Here is a 15,311-nt window from a genome sequence, read left to right as displayed (position 1 = left end):
CCACGCAGGCGCTGGCCGGCACCGGCCCGTACACCACGTTCCAGACCAATCCGTGGCCGGGCACCAACTACAACCAGCTGAACCGCTTCTTCAACCCGGGCGGTTACAAGCAGGGCTACGTCGGCGTCGAGGGCTCCTCGGGCCGCACCAACTTCTTCGCCTCGGTCACCGGCCTTGACAACTCGGGCGTCGTCACCGGGCACGAAGGCTACAACCGCAACAGCTTCCGCCTGAACCTGGACCACGGGATCGGCGACAAGCTGCAGGTCTCGGCGAGCGGCAACTACATCCGCTCCAACCAGGACTTCATCAACGACCGCGGGGCGGGCTCGCCGTTCTTCAACCTCACCTTCATCACGCCCAACATCGACCTGGCCGCGCGTGACAGCCTGGGCCGTCTGAGCGTGACCGGTGACCCGCAGAGCGCCACCGAGTACCAGAACCCGCTGTACGAGATCGAGAACCGCGAAACGACCGACATCCAGAACCGGTTCCTGAGCAGCCTGCAGCTGGTTTACGCGCCGGTCACCGGCGTGTCGCTGGACGGCCAGGTGAGCTACGACCGTACGGACTTCAACCGCGAAGACCTGTACCCGTACGGCTACGCGACCAAGACCCCGAACGCCAGCCTGAACCGCGGCTACCTGCGCCGGTTCAACTCGGTGACGGACGCGCTCAACGCGAGCGCCACCAGCACCTTCGACAAGTCGTTCGGCGATCTGCAGGCCCGCACGCAGTTCCGCTACTCGTACGAAGAGCAGAACTACAATGACTTCGACGCGCGCGGCTCTGCGTTCGCCGCCGAAGGCGTGGAAACGCTCGAAGCGACCACGGCGAGCAAGTTCATCGACTCGTACCGTGACGCGGCGCGCTCGGAAGGCTTCTTCAACCAGACCAACCTGTCGTTCCGCGACCGGTACATCCTGGACGGCCTGGTTCGCCGCGACGGCAGCTCGCTGTTCGGCGCCGACCAGCGCTGGCAGACCTACTACCGCCTGAGCGGCGCGTGGCGCGTGGCCGAGGAGCCCTGGTTCAACGTGGGCGCCATTTCGGACCTCAAGCTGCACGCCTCGCTGGGCACCGCGGGCAACCGTCCGTCGTTCGAAGCGCAGTACGAAAAGAACGACGTGGTGGGCGGCACCGTCACGCCCAACATCCTGGGCAATCCCAACCTGCGCCCGGAGCGCGTGACCGAGCGCGAGGTCGGCCTGAACCTGGGGCTGCTCGACCGCTTCAACTTCACGGCCAACTACGCCAACTCCACGGCCAACGACCAGCTTCTGCTGGTGCCGCTGCCGGCGGTGGCGGGCTACGCCGCGCAGTGGACCAACGCGGGCACGCTGCAGAGCAACACCATCGAGCTGTCGCTGGATGCCAACCTGATCCAGCGCCAGAACTTCGGCTGGTCGGCCCGGTTGAACTGGGACCGCACGCGCCAGGAGATCTCCAAGCTCGACGTGCCCTGCTACTCGTGGGGCAACCCGAACTACCAGAACGTCGAGAACGTCTTCTTCAACTGCGAAGGCGTGGAGCTTGGCACCTTCTTCGGCCGCAAGTGGGCCGAGTCGTGTGAAGACCTGCCGGCGGCTCAGCAGAGCATGTGCGGCTCGTTCGCCAAGAACAGCGACGGCTACCTGGTGTACGTCGGCGAGGGCAACAACGCGTCGCAGGGCGCGGGCGCCGACGGCGTGCTGGGCACCGCCGACGACAAGTGGGGCACGCGCGGCACGGGCGCCCTGTTCAACTACAACTGGGGCATTCCGTTCTCGGCGATCGGAACCGATCCGTTCTCGGGCGCGCTGACCAACTACTTCGCGCTGGGCAGCGCCCAGCCCGATTTCAACATGTCGCTGTCCAACACCTTCAACTGGGGCGGCCTGTCGCTGTACGGCCTGCTCGACGCCTCCATGGGCTTCGAGGTCTACAACCAGACCCGCCAGTGGGCCATGTTCCGCAACCGGTCGGGTGAGAACGACCAGTTCGGCAAGGCCGTTGAAGACATGAAGCCGGTGGGCTACTACAGCGTGCTGTACAACGCCGCCACGGTGAACAGCGAGTTCGTCGAGGACGCCAGCTTCGTCAAGCTGCGCGAGGTGGCCCTGCGCTACTCCGTGGGCGCCAACAGCCTGCGCGCGCTGCGCATGGGCGGCTTCGACCGCCTCACCTTCGGCGTCATCGGCCGCAACCTGAAGACCTGGACCGACTACCAGGGCTACGACCCGGAAGTGGGCGTGGCCGGGGCGGCCGGCGGTTCGGCGGTGATCAGCCGCTTCGATGCCTACGGGTATCCGAACTTCCGCACCGTCAGCCTGTCGGTTGAACTCGGATTCTGATTCTGGACGTGGCTCCCCGTCCGCGGACGGGGAGCCACCCACACTGTGAAGGATACGCTATGATGAAGAGAGCAGGCGTCCTTGCGGCCGCCATGGTGTCTCTTCTGGGTACCGCGTGCGCGGACCTGGACGTCACCAACAACAACTCCCCCCCGGCGCCCACGGGCGATCCGACTCCCACGCAGATCGAGAGCCTGCTGGGCGGGATGTTCCGGAACTACTACTACGCGACGCACAGCGAAGACGGCATCGCGCTGGCCATGAGCGTGGCGGCCGACGAGCACACGTCGAGCGCGGCCAACTTCGCCATGATCGACTTCTACCAGGAGCCGCGCCGCCAGATCGACAACTTTCCGCAGTACAGCAACTCGCCGATCCTGAACTACACCTGGGACCGGCTGTACGTAACGCTCGCCTCGGCGCGCACGGTGATGACCCCCATCACCCGGGCCACCAACCCGGTGAAGGTGACCATCGGCGGCACCGACAACACGCTGCGTGCGCGTGCGTATGCCCGGTTCATGCAGGGCATCGCCACGGGCGTGGTGGCCTCCACGTACGACCGCGGGTACCGCCTGGACGAAACCACGCCGGCCGACGTGGCGCCGACCCTTCTCTCGCACGACGAGATGCTGGCGCTGTCGATGGCGTACCTGGATGAGGCCATTGCCCTGGCCAACGCCAACTCGTTCACGCTCCCGGCCGACTGGATCCCCAACGAGGGCGGCGCCATCAGCAGCGCGCAGCTCGCCCGCCTGGCGCACTCGTACAAGGCGCGCTTCATGGCGTGGGAAGCCCGCACCCCGGCCGAGCGTGCCGCGGTGAACTGGGCCGCGGTGATCGCCGAGACCAACCTCGGGATCACCAGCGACTTCAACATCATGATCGACGACGTCAACTACTCCAACGGCCTGGTGTACCAGGCTTATCCGGGGTGGGGCTGGTGGGACCTGCGCTTCGCCGGCATGGCCGAAACCACGGGCACACTGTACCAGACGTGGGCGAGCACCCCGCTGGGCCAGCGCCAGCCCTTCCGGTTCGGCTCGGTCGACGCGCGCTTCCCGGCCTCCGCGGCCGCCGGGGCCGAGGGCGGCTACGTGTACAACACCGGGTTCGTGGGCGGCAACCCCGACCGCGGCACCTACAACTGGTCGGAGTACGCCGACTACCGCTGGTCCGCCTACTGGTCGGAATCGGACGTTCCGCTTCCGGAGATGCTCGCGGTGGAGCTGAATCTGCTGCGGGCCGAGGGGCTGTTCCGCCAGGGCAACCTGGCGGGCGCCGCGACGATCATCAACCAGACGCGCGTGGGCAACGGGCACCTTCCGGCGGTGACCGCCGCCGGTATTCCGGACGGCCCGGCCACCTGCGTGCCCCAGCTGGCCAGCGGTGCCTGCGGCAACCTGTTCGAGGCGCTCAAGTGGGAGAAGCGCGTCGAGGTCTACGGCACGACGCTGGGCGACTGGTTCTTCGACAGCCGCGGCTGGGGTGACCTGGTCGAGGGCACGCCCATCCAGTTCCCCATTCCTCCCAAGGAGAGCGCCGGCCTGGGCCTGGCGCCGTACACCTTCGGCGGCGTGGGCGGCAACTGCTCCGCCGGCGGCACCTGCGCGCCGGTTCAGTAAGACAGATCGGCCGCCGCGTCCGGAGACTCCGGGCGCGGCGGCGGCAGGCCCTGTGGTACTGCGTCAAAACGGCCTGCCGGCACTCGCCGGCCGGCCGTTTTGCTCCTATTCCATCGTCATGTACACGGCTCCCCATGATCCGGAATCTCTCCCTGGCGGCTCTGGCCGCTACCCTTGCGCTGGCCGGGTGCAGCGCCGCGCCGGCCAACCCCGCCACGGGCACCGCGCCGGTGGCCGCCCGGGCCTCCGACCCGTCACGGCTTACGCAAGCCGAGATCGAGGCCACCCCGGGGCTCAGTACGGCGTTTGACGCGGTGCAGCGGCTGCGTCCGGCATGGCTGCGCGCGACCGGAGCCCGTTCCGACGGGCAGATTCTGGTGTTCCAGAACACCACCCGCATGGGGACCGCCGATGCGCTGCGGCAGATTTCCATCGAGGTCGTGGGGTCCATGCGCTACCTGGATTCTGTGGATGCCAACAACCAGCTGGCCGTGGCGGGCATGGGTCCGGTTGCCGGAGCCATCATCGTAAGTACCCGCGGGCGCTGACCGCGAAGAGGGCCGGCCGCGCCAAGCGGCCGGCCCTCTGTTATTCGGCCGCGCAACCGGGCGCCGGGCCCGCTGGTTCCGGCGCCGGGCGTGGAAGATGCTGCGTGCGACTGGAGGCCCCGGACCCCGGACCCGGGAGGCGCGGGCCTGCTGCAGGCGACGCACCCCGCGTAGTACGCGGCCGTCCCGCACGACCGCGGGGACTGACGCCAACCGATCCGTTTCCGGAGGTTGGGCGGTCAGAATCCCGCCCGCTGCGTCGTTCCGACTCGTTGCGTTCACCTGGCCGGCTCCCTTCCATGCCCCGCGGGCAGGAGGCTACGATGCTTGTACGTCTGGTGCTGACGATCTCGCTGGTGCTGTTCACGCTCCCCGCCGCGGCGCAGAGCTGGGTTTCGGGGAGGCTGCTGGACGCCCGCGACGGTGGGCCGGTGGTGGGGGGATCAGTGGTTCTGATGACGGACGCGGGGCGGTTTCAGCGCGAGGTGCTGTCGGACTCGCTGGGCGTATTCGGGTTTTCCGGGGTGACTCCGGGCCGGTTTCGCCTGCGCGCGGGCCGGGTAGGCTACACCACTGCCCAGAGCGGCTACCTGATCCTGGGGCACAACGACACGATCGTGGTCAACATGCGCGTTTCTGTTACCGAGGTGGTGCTGGAGCCGGTGACGGTGGTGGCGCGTTCGGCGTCGCGCAGCAGCGCCATGCTCCGGGGCTTCTACGAGCGGGCGGACCGCGGCCTGGGGAGCTACCTGACCCGGGACCACATCGAGCGCCGGAACGCCTCGTACGTCAGCGACCTGCTCCTTACGGTTCCCGGGGTTCGCTCGGCGGGGTGGCAGCCCGGAGGGCGCCAGCTGTATCTGGCACGATCGTTCAAGACCGGTCCTGGCGGGTGTCCCGTGCAGTTCTTTGTCGACAACGTTCACGTGAACCGCACCGGGAGCCTGGCTGCCCGCGGCTTTGCGCGCATTACGGCGGGCGACACCGTGGCCATGGCCCGGGGCACCGATCCCTTCCAGCCCTCCATCGACGAGATCGTGGATCCGGCCTCCATCGAGGGCATCGAGGTCTACCCGGGGCTGGGCAGCGTTCCCGCGGAGTTTTCCAGCCCGGAGGCGCGCTGCGGCACGGTGGTGATCTGGACGCGGCGCGGCTACCAGGACTAGGATCCGCTTCCCGTTTCGCGCCTCCACGCGGGGGCCGCGGGGCGAGGCCACGGCGCGACGTTCGCGCCGTGGCCTCGCCGATTTTCGGTGTGTCGCGTGGCAGTGCCCGGATGGTCCAACCTTTGCGCCTGCTTTCCTTCATGGCAGACTCCAAACCATCCAGTGAACGGCGCCGCGGCCAGGACCGCCGCCAGCGCCCGGGCGGGGGCATTACGCCTCCCCGCTTTTCCGTGTTTCCCATCGTCCTGGTTCTGCTGGGGCTGCTGCTGGCGGCGCAGCTGCTGCAGCCCCCGCGCGCCAAGAAGATCGGCTACAGCGAGCTCAAGAACCGCATTTCCGCGCGGCAGGTAGAGCAGGTGACCATCGGCGAAACGGTGATCGAGGCCGTTCCCGCCGACAGCATCCGCGCGGGCAACGGGCCGGACCGGTGGCGCGCCGACAAGGTTGAAGATCCGTCGCTGGTCACGCTGCTGGAGGCGCGCAACATTCCTTTCGGGGCGCAGGCGCGCAGCAGCTGGAGCCCGCTCCTGGTCTTCATGCTCCCCCTGCTGCTGATGGTGGGGCTGTGGATGTTCATGCTGCGGCGCATGAACCCCACGCAGGGCGTGCTCACCGTGGGAAAGAGCCGCGCCCGCATCGTGGGGGAGGAAGGGACGGGGATTTCGTTCGACGACGTGGCCGGCGTGGACGAGGCCAAGGTGGAGCTCCAGGAGATCGTGGAGTTCCTCAAGACCCCGGAAAAGTTCGTGAAGCTGGGCGCCAAGATTCCCAAGGGCGTGCTGCTGGTGGGCCCTCCGGGAACGGGCAAGACGCTGATTGCCCGGGCCGTGGCGGGCGAGGCGGGGGTCACGTTCTTCAGCATCTCCGGGGCGGAGTTCGTGGAGATGTTCGTGGGGGTGGGCGCCGCCCGGGTGCGCGACCTGTTCGGGCAGGCCAAGGCGCAGGCGCCGTGCATCATCTTCATCGACGAGCTGGACGCGCTGGGCAAGGCCCGCTCGCCGGGGAACATGCTGGGGGGCAACGACGAACGCGAGCAGACGCTGAACCAGCTCCTGGTGGAGATGGACGGCTTTGATCCGCGGCTGGGCGTCATCATCATGGGCGCCACCAACCGGCCGGAGATCCTGGACCCCGCGCTGATGCGCCCGGGCCGGTTCGACCGCCAGGTGCTGGTGGACCGGCCGGACGTGAGCGGCCGCCTGGCGATCCTGAAGATCCACGCGCGCGGCATCACCCTTGGGCCGGACCTGGACCTGGAGCGGATCGCCCGCCGCACCCCCGGCTTCGTGGGCGCCGACCTGGCCAACCTGCTGAACGAGGCCGCGCTGCTGGCCGCCCGCCGCGACAAGGCGGCGGTGACCATGCAGGAGATCGACGAGGCGGTGGACCGCATCGTGGCCGGTCTGGAAAAGAAGAACCGGCTGATCAACGACAAGGAACGCACCATCGTGGCGTATCACGAGGCCGGCCACGCCATCGTGGCGGAGCGGGTGCCCACGGCCGACCCGGTGCACAAGATCAGCATCATCCCGCGCGGCGTGGCGGCGCTGGGGTACACGCAGCAGCTGCCCACCGAAGACCGCTACCTGCTGCAGAAGCAGGAGCTGATGGACCGCATCGCGGTGCTGCTGGGCGGGCGCGTGGCCGAGGAGATCGTCTTCAACGAGATCAGCACGGGCGCGGGGAACGACCTGGAGCGGGTGACGGAGCTGGCCCGCAGCATGGTGATGGAGTACGGCATGTCGCGCGAGCTGGGCCCCGTGAACCTGAGCGGCCCGCGCCGCAGCCAGTTCATGGACCAGGACAGCGGAATGAACGGGCGCAACTACTCGGAAGAAACGGCGCGCGCGATCGACGCGGAGATCCGCGGGCTGATCGACGGCACGTACGAGCGGGTGCGCCGCATCCTGACGCAGGACCGCGCCGTGCTGGAGACGCTTTCGCAGCGGCTGCTGGAAAAGGAAGTGGTGGACGAGGCGGAGCTGCGGGAGATCATGAGCCTGCCCGCCCGCCGCCACGAGCCGCTGCCCCAGCGCGTGGTGGAGCCGCCCCCGGTGAACGGGGCCGGGATGCAGGCCGCCGCGTCATCCGCGGACGACGCCACCGTCGCGGACTGAGGAGCAGGCTCCCCGCGCGTCGTTCACGCGGACGCGTGCGCGGCGGGATCAAACTGACTCGCGATCCGTTTCGCGAACCGACTGGAGGATCTGGTGCAGAAAGACCCGCGCTACGCCGACAAGAGCCCGCACACGGCCGACGAGCAGGACCAGCCCGAAGCGGAGCGCCCGGTGACGCCCACGGAAAAGCGGCTGGACGGCCCGGAAGACAAGCCGTCGCAGGCCGAGGGCGACCGCGACGAGACCGCGGAGTAGACCGCCGCGGCGGCGATGGAAGAGGGCGCATGTACGGCATGCGCCCTTTTTCCGTTCCACCCCTCCGCGGGTGCTGCGGCCGCGAATCTGCTCCCGTTGCAGGCACTCGCGGCGGTGCGGCGGGTACACGGGGGCGATCGCGCCGCCGCTGGCGCAGGGGTTGCACCCGCGCCCCCGGCGGCCTGCACCGCGGTCCGGCCCCCGGCCGGACGCCATGGACCGACGATTTCCCCAGGAATGATGCTCCTTCGACGTTTGCCGCGCCTGTTTCCGGCGCTTCTGGCGGCGGCCCTGCTGGCCGGGTGCTCGGCGCTGGGCGGCACCCGCCCGGCGGCCACGCCCGACCCGCGCGTGGCCGCGCCCCCGCCCGACCAGCCACCCGTTCGCCGCGACCTGAAGTACGTGGTGGTGGACGTGGAGGCCAACGAACTGCGCTTCATGGACGGCGAGACGGTGCTGTGGCGCGCCCCGGTGGGCACCGGCACGGGGTTCCGCCTGGCGGGAACGGACCGCCACTGGCAGTTCAACACGCCCAGCGGCACCATGTACGTGCAGTTCAAGGAGCAGAACCCCACCTGGTTTCTGCCCGACTGGTGGTTCATCGAAAACAGGCGCCCCATTCCGCCCCCGGATTCCCCGCTGCGCCGGCAGGAGGGCGGGCTGGGCGCCGCCGCCGTGTACCTGGGCAACGAACTGGCCATCCACGGCACCGACAAGCCGGAGCTGCTGGGGCGGCGCGTGTCGCACGGCTGCATCCGGCTGAGCGACGCCAACGCGCTGCGCCTGTTTCACAACGTGCAGGTGGGAACGCCCGTGGTGATCGTGGGGAGCGCGCCCATGCTGGGCGAGCAGCCGGACAGCGTGGCGGCGTACACCCGCGCCGCGCGCCGCGTGACCCGCGCCCCCAACCCGCTGGAGCGCCTGACGACCGCGCAGCTGCTCACGCGGCTCACGCGCGAGCTGGCCGCGCCCGACACGGCGAGCGCGTGGACGCGCACCGCGCACACGCTGCTGGAGCGCGGGCTGCGGGAAGACGCGCCGGCGCTGCGGGGCCTGCTGAGCCGCGCAGGCCAGGCGGCCACGCCGGCCCGGCGCGAGGAGTACGGGACCTTTCTGGCGGACGCGTTCGCGCGCGGCTCGCTGCGGGTGACGGTGAGCCTGAACCGCATCGAGGAGGAGGCGCGGGAGCGCGCCGCGGCGGGGATCGTGAACGCCACGCTGGGGCTGTGGCACGGCGGGCTGGACGAGCACACCACGCCGTGGCCGACGCGCCGCGTTCCGCGCGAGCGGCTGGGGCCCGAGGGGCAGGCGGGGTGGACGGCCATTCAGCGCGCGGAAGAGGCGTACCGCGCCCGCTTCGGCGCCGCGCGCGCCCGCACCGCCGGGGTCCGCTGATGGCGGACATGATAGGGTCGCTGATCGGTCGGCAGGACCTGCACGCGCACACCACCATGTCCGACGGTGACCTGCCCCTGGAGCGGGTGGTGGAGCTGGCGCGGGAGCGGGGGGTAACCATCGGCATCGCCGACCACATCTCGCGGCGCAACATGGACCGGTTCGTGGCCACGGAGGCGCAGCTGCGGCGCTACCTGGACGTGCTGGAGGACCCGCCCGTGTTTCGCAGCGGCGAGTTCTGCTGGTGCGACGACTTCGCCGCCTCGCTGCCGGCGGAGGTGCTGGACCGCTTTGACTACCGCATCGGCAGCAACCACGGCTTCAACCTGCCGGGGGGCGGCATGGGGTCGCCCTGGTGGCAGACGCTGCCGGAGCCGTGGAACGCGCGGCCGCAGGAGCTCATGGACGCCATGGTGGACGAGCTGTGCCGCATGGTGAAGGCGATGCCCATCCAGATCGCCGCACACAGCACGCTCACCCCCCCCGCGCTGTACGAGATGGAGAGCGACGTGCATGCATGGTGGACGGAGGCGCGCGAGGACCGCTGGATCGAGGCGCTGCGGCGGAGCGGGGTGGCGCTGGAGATCAGCAACCGCTACCGTCTGCCGCACGACCGCCTGCTGGTAAAGGCGCGGGAGGCGGGGGTCCGGTTCTCGCTGGGGAGCGACGGGCACACGGAGGCGCAGGTGGGCCGGCTGGAGTGGGCCGCCGAAACCGCGCACAGGGTGGGGTACACGGACGCACTGCTGTTCGTACCCGAGCGGCGGCGCTGAAAGCGGGACTTACGCGGTACGGAACCGACACGGGGGGAGGATGATGCGAGAGGACGAGGCGGGGCGGCCCTATGGCCAGCCGGACGGGCGTGCCGGCGGGCCGGTGATTCCGGAACGCGGACAGGGTGTGCCCGACCGCGGCGCGGGACCCGCGGGCCCGGCGGTGCCGGGGAGCGAGGTGCGGCGTGACCCGGGCTCCATCCGGGCCGAAGACACGGAGCCGTACGTAGGGCTGCAGTACATCGCCCGGCTGTTCAAGATCGTCGCGCTGATCGTGCTGGTGGCGATCTTTGCCGAGGTGGTGGCCGGGCTGATGTTCGAGGCCAGCTCCGAGACGCAGGCCTGGCCGGAGCTGGTGCTGAACCTGATGGCCGAGGTCATTCAGGGCGGCGTGCTTTCCGCCATGCTGTGGGGCGCGGGCGACCTTACGCTGCTGCTGATCGACGTGGGCCACGACGTGCGCGCCGGCCGCGTGCTGCTGGGCCGCATGTCGGCGCGCATGGGCGCCGCGGACTTTGCGCCGCGCCGCCGCGAGCGGGGCGGCGAGCCCCCCGCGGCCGACCTGCCGCCGCGGCCCTCGGGCGATCCGCGCTGACGCTTCGGGGCCGGGGACGGATTTCTCCCCGGCCGCGCAGGACGGAACGCGGGCACCGGCGAACCAGGCCGGTGCCCGCGTTCGTGCATCCATCCACCCCGTCCCGCGTGGAACGGACGGCGCGCGGGGGTGTCCCATGCCGCGCCCGCTGGCTTCCGTGGCGCCGGGGTGCTAAATCTCTCGCTTGATTCCGTGCGCAACCCTCGAAACCGCTGCCCCATGCGTCCTCTGCTCCCTCTGCCGGCGATCGCCGCGGCGCTCGTGCTCGCCGCCCCGGCCTTCGCGCAGCAACGCGTCGAATACGAGATCCGCTACCCCAACCGCGTGCACCACGAGGCCGAGGTCACCGCCACGTTCAGCGGCGTGCCCGCCGGGCGGCCGCTGGAGGTGCGGATGAGCCGCACCTCGCCCGGCCGCTACGCGCTGCACGAGTTCGCCAAGAACGTGTACGGCGTGCGGGTGACGGACGGCCGCGGGCGCCCGCTGGCCGCCACGCGCCCGGACCCGAGCGGGTGGACGGTGGCCGGGCACGACGGAACGGTGCGGGTGCAGTACACGCTGTTCGGCGACCGCGTGGACGGCACGTACACGGCCATCGACGCCACGCACGCGCACCTGAACATGCCGGCCACCTTTCTGTGGGCGCGGGGGATGGAGGGTGCGCCGGTGCGCGCGCGCTTTGACCGGCCGGACGGGTGGCGGGTGGCGACGCAGCTGGCGCCCACGGCCGACAGCGCCGTGTTTACCGCGCCCAACCTGCAGTACTTCATGGATTCGCCCACGGAGGTGAGCGACTTTGACCTGCGGACGTGGACGGTGCCGGGCCCCGGCGGGCGCACGTACACCATGCGCATGGCCATGCACCACCTGGGCACGGACGAGGAGCTGGACCGGTACGTGGAAAAGGTGAAGAAGGTGGTGGCCGAGGAGATCGCCCTGTGGGGTGAGCCCGCCGGCTACGACTTCGGCACCTACACCTTTCTGGCGGACTACCTGCCCTGGGCGGCGGGCGACGGCATGGAGCACCGCAACAGCACCATCATCACCGCGCCGGCCTCGCTGGCGCAGGCCGAGATGGGGCTGCTGGGCACGGTGTCGCACGAGTACTTCCACTCGTGGAACGTGGAGCGCCTGCGCCCCCGCTCGCTGGAGCCGTTCAGCTTCAGCGAGGCCAACATGAGCGGCGAGCTGTGGTTCGCCGAGGGCTTCACCAGCTACTACGACGCGCTCTTCATCCGCCGCGCGGGGCTCACCGACGACGCGGAGTACGCGTCCGAGGCCGGCGGCATCGCCAACGCGGTGACCAACGCGCAGGGGCGCCGCTTCTTCTCCCCGGTGGAGATGTCGCAGCAGGCGCCGTTCGTGGACGCCGCCGTGAGCATTGACCCGGTGAACCGCGGCAACACCTTTCTGAGCTACTACACCTGGGGGTCGGGCGTAGGGCTGGGGCTGGACCTCACCCTTCGCTCGCGCTTTCCCAACCTGACGCTGGACGACTTCATGCGGGCCATGTGGCGCCAGTACGGCCGGGAGCAGACGAACGGCCTGGCCCCGGCGCGCCCCTACACCGTGGCCGACCTGCGCCGCGTGCTGGGCGAGGTCACGCGCGACACGGCGTTCGCCAACGACTTCTTCCGCCGGTACGTGGAAGGCCGCGAGGCGGTGGACTACGCGCCGCTGCTGGCCCGCGCCGGCTTTCTGCTGCGCAAGGCACAGGCGGGGCGGCCCTGGCTGGGCGCGCAGCTGGCGGATGCGCAGGGCGGGGGCGTGCGCATCGGCGGCTACACCACGCACGGCGGCTCGCTGTACGCCGCCGGGGTGGACGCGGGCGACGTGATCCGCTCGGTGGACGGCCAGCCGGTGGCGAACGCCGCGGCCATGCAGGCGCTGCTGCAGGGGAAGCGCGCGGGGGAGACGCTGCAGGTGGAGGTGGTGTCGCGCGGCACCACGCGCACCATGCCCGTGGCGCTGGTGGAGAACCCCGCGCTGGAGGCGGTGCCGTACGAGGCGGCGGGGATGCAGCTGACGCCGGAGATGCGCGCGTTTCGCGCGTCGTGGCTGGGATCGCGGGCGGCGCGGTGAGCGCGAGCGGCATGCGGCGGCTTCCCCTGCTCTGGACGCTCGGCATCCTGATGACCACCGCGGCCTCGTGTGGCGGCGACAAGACGGAGCCCCAGACGCCTCCCCCTCCGCCGCCCGCGCCCACGGTAGCCGTGGAGCAGGTGCGCAGTTTTCCGCACGACACGGCCAGCTTTACGCAGGGGCTGGTGTGGCAGGGCGGCAACCTGTACGAAAGCACGGGGCGCTACGGAAAGTCCACGGTGCGGCAGGTGGAGCTGGAGACGGGCGCGGTCATCCGCAGCACGCCGCTGGCACCGCAGTACTTTGCCGAGGGGCTGGCGCTGGTGGGCGACAGCCTGCTGCAGCTCACGTGGCGCGAAGGGGTGATGTTCGTGTACGACCGCGCCACGCTTCGCCCCGCCCGGCAGATCGGGTACCAGGGCGAGGGGTGGGGCCTTACGACAGACGGCCGCTCGCTGATCGTGAGCGACGGCAGCAGCTACCTGACCTTTCTGGACGCGCGGACGATGAACCCGCAGCGCACCGTGCAGGTGATGGACGCCGGGCAGGGCGTGGCGGACCTGAACGAGCTGGAGTGGGTGAAGGGCGAGGTGTGGGCCAACGTGTGGCACACCAACCGCATCGCGCGCATCGACCCGCAGACGGGGCAGGTGAAGGGGTGGCTGGACCTGGCCTCCATCGTGCCGCCGGTGACCGACCCCGAGGGCGTGCTGAACGGCATCGCGTACGATCCGGCCACCAACCGGCTGCTGGTGACGGGCAAGCTCTGGCCGAAGATCTTTGAGATCCGCATCCCGTCGCTCGGAATCGGGCAGTAGGTTGCGGGGATGAACGCCGCGAGCCCGCCTCCCCTCCGGAGGCGGGCTCTTCGGTTCCCGGACGACAGGCGGTCATTCGATGCGCATGTTGTCGCCGGTGAAACCCGCGGGCGCCCCGGTCCGTAGTCATCCCCGTGTCGGAGGCAGGCCGTTCGCACTTCACCGTCAGGCCCACCATGCTCGTCGTACTCCGTTTTCTCTTTCAAAGCCTGCTCACGGGCCTTGTCACCAAGGGCCTGGGCCGCTTCCTGCCCCTTGCCCGCAGGTTTCTCGCCCTGATCTGGCGCTGATTGCACGGCACACCTGCCGCGTTCCGGGCGCTCCGTCCATCGACGGAGTGCCCGCCGTGCGTTGGCGCTCTTGCCGTCCATCCCCCGTCCCACGAGCTTTGCGCGGTTCGCCCCTCCCCACGCACGACCGGAGTTGATGGACCGCATGCCCGACCACCCGTCCGCCCTGCTGGACGTTCCCGGCCTGCCGCTGCCCCCGCTGTACCCGGGCGGCTTCTTTCCCCCGTTCGGCATCGCGGCGGGGACACCGTCCGCCGAACTGGCCGAGGCGGATGCGGCGCGCCGGGCGATGGACTGGGCCCATGCGCGGGAGAGCGCCGCCCGCGCGGAGGCGGTGGCGCGCGAGGCGGACGACGGCGCGCAGGCCGCGGCCGCGCGCATCGAGCACGCGTGCACGGACCTGCTCGCGGGCGAGTGGGACCGCGCCGCCGCGTACGCGCGCGAGGTGCTGGCGGAGCCCGCGGGCCTGCCGCGCCTGGCCAAGTTCGCCGCCGCGCTGGCGGACGCGGTCGCGTCGGGGCTGGCTGGGCGCGCGGACGAGGCGCTCGCGAAGGTGGACGACGCGGAGCGCCACGCGCAGGCAGCGGGCGACGTAGGGCTGGTGCTGGTGCGCGTGAACCGGTCCGCCGTGCGGCTGGCGATGGGGCGCTTTGACGAGGCGGAGCGGGACGCGTCCAGCGCGCTCCGCGCCGGCCGCCGCGCCAGGCACGACGAGGCCGCGGCCATCGGCGGGCTCTCCCTGGCCATCGCGCACCTGGCCCGCGGCCGCCGCGCCGCCGCGCGCGCCCGCCTGGGCGAGGCGGTGCGCACCTTTGAGCGCACGGGCGACGTGCTGCGCCAGGTGCAGTGCCATCACCTGCTGGGCGAGATCGCGTGGGATGGAGAAGACGCCATCCGCGCCGGCGGGCACTACCGCGACGGGCTCGGCCTGGCGCGCCCGGCAAACGCGCTGGAGATGGTGGAACTACTCACGCTGCGTTTCGAGCACCGCTGACGCGCATCGACGCGAAAACCAGAAGGCCCGCCGGAACCGTCCGGCGGGCCTCCTTTTTCCACCCGATGGACATCCGCGCGGTCACCAGCGGCGCTCTTCGCGGATGAGCTGCGCGGCGACCTCCGCGGTGAGCGGCTCGGCAATCAGAAAGCCCTGTACGTGGTCGCACCCCATCTCCCGCAGCGCGTCCAGCTGGTCGCCCGTCTCCACCCCTTCCGCCACCACGCGCACGCCCAGGATGTGCGACAGGTTGATGATGGCGTGCACCAGCTGCCCGCTGCGCGGATCGCGGTCCATGCGGCTCACGAACGACCGGTCCA

13 protein-coding genes are annotated in these 15,311 nt (G+C 70.6%); 12 read left to right on the top strand and 1 reads right to left on the bottom strand.

From position 1 onward, the window contains the following. The 12 genes from VF665_RS12565 to VF665_RS12510 all read left to right on the top strand — a co-directional run. Positions 1-2,333, top strand: a 2,333-nt coding sequence (locus VF665_RS12565; RefSeq protein WP_331053771.1) for a TonB-dependent receptor domain-containing protein, incomplete at its 5' end; no start/stop codon positions are given. A 62-nt stretch (positions 2,334-2,395) separates the two neighbouring features. Next, positions 2,396-3,958: a hypothetical protein gene (locus tag VF665_RS12560; RefSeq protein ID WP_331053770.1), complete on the top strand. Its 1,563-nt coding sequence runs from the start codon at positions 2,396-2,398 to the stop codon at positions 3,956-3,958. A gap of 134 nt (positions 3,959-4,092) precedes the next feature. Further along, the gene (locus VF665_RS12555; protein WP_331053769.1) at positions 4,093-4,506 is read left to right on the top strand and encodes a hypothetical protein; all 414 of its coding nucleotides are present in this window, start codon (positions 4,093-4,095) and stop codon (positions 4,504-4,506) included. Between the two features lie 323 nt (positions 4,507-4,829). Then, the gene (locus VF665_RS12550; protein ID WP_331053768.1) at positions 4,830-5,672 is read left to right on the top strand and encodes a carboxypeptidase regulatory-like domain-containing protein; all 843 of its coding nucleotides are present in this window, start codon (positions 4,830-4,832) and stop codon (positions 5,670-5,672) included. Positions 5,673-5,812: 140 nt separating this feature from the next. Continuing rightward, entirely contained in the window at positions 5,813-7,789 is a 1,977-nt protein-coding gene (gene ftsH / locus VF665_RS12545; RefSeq protein ID WP_331053767.1) for an ATP-dependent zinc metalloprotease FtsH, read from the top strand. A gap of 93 nt (positions 7,790-7,882) precedes the next feature. Next, positions 7,883-8,044, top strand: a complete 162-nt coding sequence (locus tag VF665_RS12540; protein WP_331053766.1) for a hypothetical protein — start codon at positions 7,883-7,885, stop codon at positions 8,042-8,044. 240 nt (positions 8,045-8,284) lie between these two features. After that, a complete protein-coding gene (locus VF665_RS12535; RefSeq protein ID WP_331053765.1) occupies positions 8,285-9,439 on the top strand; it encodes a L,D-transpeptidase family protein in 1,155 nt (384 codons plus the stop codon). Next, entirely contained in the window at positions 9,439-10,212 is a 774-nt protein-coding gene (locus VF665_RS12530) for a hypothetical protein (RefSeq protein WP_331053764.1), read from the top strand. The genes VF665_RS12535 and VF665_RS12530 overlap by 1 nt, the downstream gene beginning before the upstream one ends. A gap of 43 nt (positions 10,213-10,255) precedes the next feature. After that, positions 10,256-10,807, top strand: a complete 552-nt coding sequence (locus VF665_RS12525; protein ID WP_331053763.1) for a hypothetical protein — start codon at positions 10,256-10,258, stop codon at positions 10,805-10,807. Between the two features lie 219 nt (positions 10,808-11,026). Beyond that, entirely contained in the window at positions 11,027-12,889 is a 1,863-nt protein-coding gene (locus VF665_RS12520) for a M61 family metallopeptidase (RefSeq protein WP_331053762.1), read from the top strand. Beyond that, on the top strand, positions 12,862-13,707 hold the full coding sequence (locus tag VF665_RS12515) for a glutaminyl-peptide cyclotransferase (protein WP_331053761.1): 846 nt from the start codon (positions 12,862-12,864) through the stop codon (positions 13,705-13,707). Before VF665_RS12520 ends, VF665_RS12515 begins: the two co-directional genes overlap by 28 nt. Before the next feature lie 426 nt (positions 13,708-14,133). After that, complete coding sequence (locus VF665_RS12510) at positions 14,134-14,991, top strand: hypothetical protein (RefSeq protein WP_331053760.1); 858 nt, start codon at positions 14,134-14,136, stop codon at positions 14,989-14,991. Positions 14,992-15,072: 81 nt separating this feature from the next. Here the strand turns inward: VF665_RS12510 and VF665_RS12505 are convergent. Continuing rightward, positions 15,073-15,311 (bottom strand): EAL domain-containing protein (locus tag VF665_RS12505; protein WP_331053759.1); only part of this gene is annotated, 239 nt, incomplete at its 5' end.

This window comes from Longimicrobium sp. (genome assembly GCF_036387355.1).
GTDB lineage: Bacteria > Gemmatimonadota > Gemmatimonadetes > Longimicrobiales > Longimicrobiaceae > Longimicrobium.
This window is presented reverse-complemented; position numbering and strand designations above follow the sequence as displayed.

Coding starts and splice junctions, on each gene's coding strand:
- VF665_RS12555 (WP_331053769.1), top strand. CDS start 4,093: ATGATCCGGAATCTCTCCCTGGCGGCTCTGGCCGCTACCCTTGCGCTG.
- VF665_RS12510 (WP_331053760.1), top strand. CDS start 14,134: ATGGACCGCATGCCCGACCACCCGTCCGCCCTGCTGGACGTTCCCGGC.
- VF665_RS12520 (WP_331053762.1), top strand. CDS start 11,027: ATGCGTCCTCTGCTCCCTCTGCCGGCGATCGCCGCGGCGCTCGTGCTC.
- VF665_RS12525 (WP_331053763.1), top strand. CDS start 10,256: ATGCGAGAGGACGAGGCGGGGCGGCCCTATGGCCAGCCGGACGGGCGT.
- VF665_RS12530 (WP_331053764.1), top strand. CDS start 9,439: ATGGCGGACATGATAGGGTCGCTGATCGGTCGGCAGGACCTGCACGCG.
- VF665_RS12560 (WP_331053770.1), top strand. CDS start 2,396: ATGAAGAGAGCAGGCGTCCTTGCGGCCGCCATGGTGTCTCTTCTGGGT.
- ftsH (WP_331053767.1), top strand. CDS start 5,813: ATGGCAGACTCCAAACCATCCAGTGAACGGCGCCGCGGCCAGGACCGC.
- VF665_RS12535 (WP_331053765.1), top strand. CDS start 8,285: ATGCTCCTTCGACGTTTGCCGCGCCTGTTTCCGGCGCTTCTGGCGGCG.
- VF665_RS12550 (WP_331053768.1), top strand. CDS start 4,830: ATGCTTGTACGTCTGGTGCTGACGATCTCGCTGGTGCTGTTCACGCTC.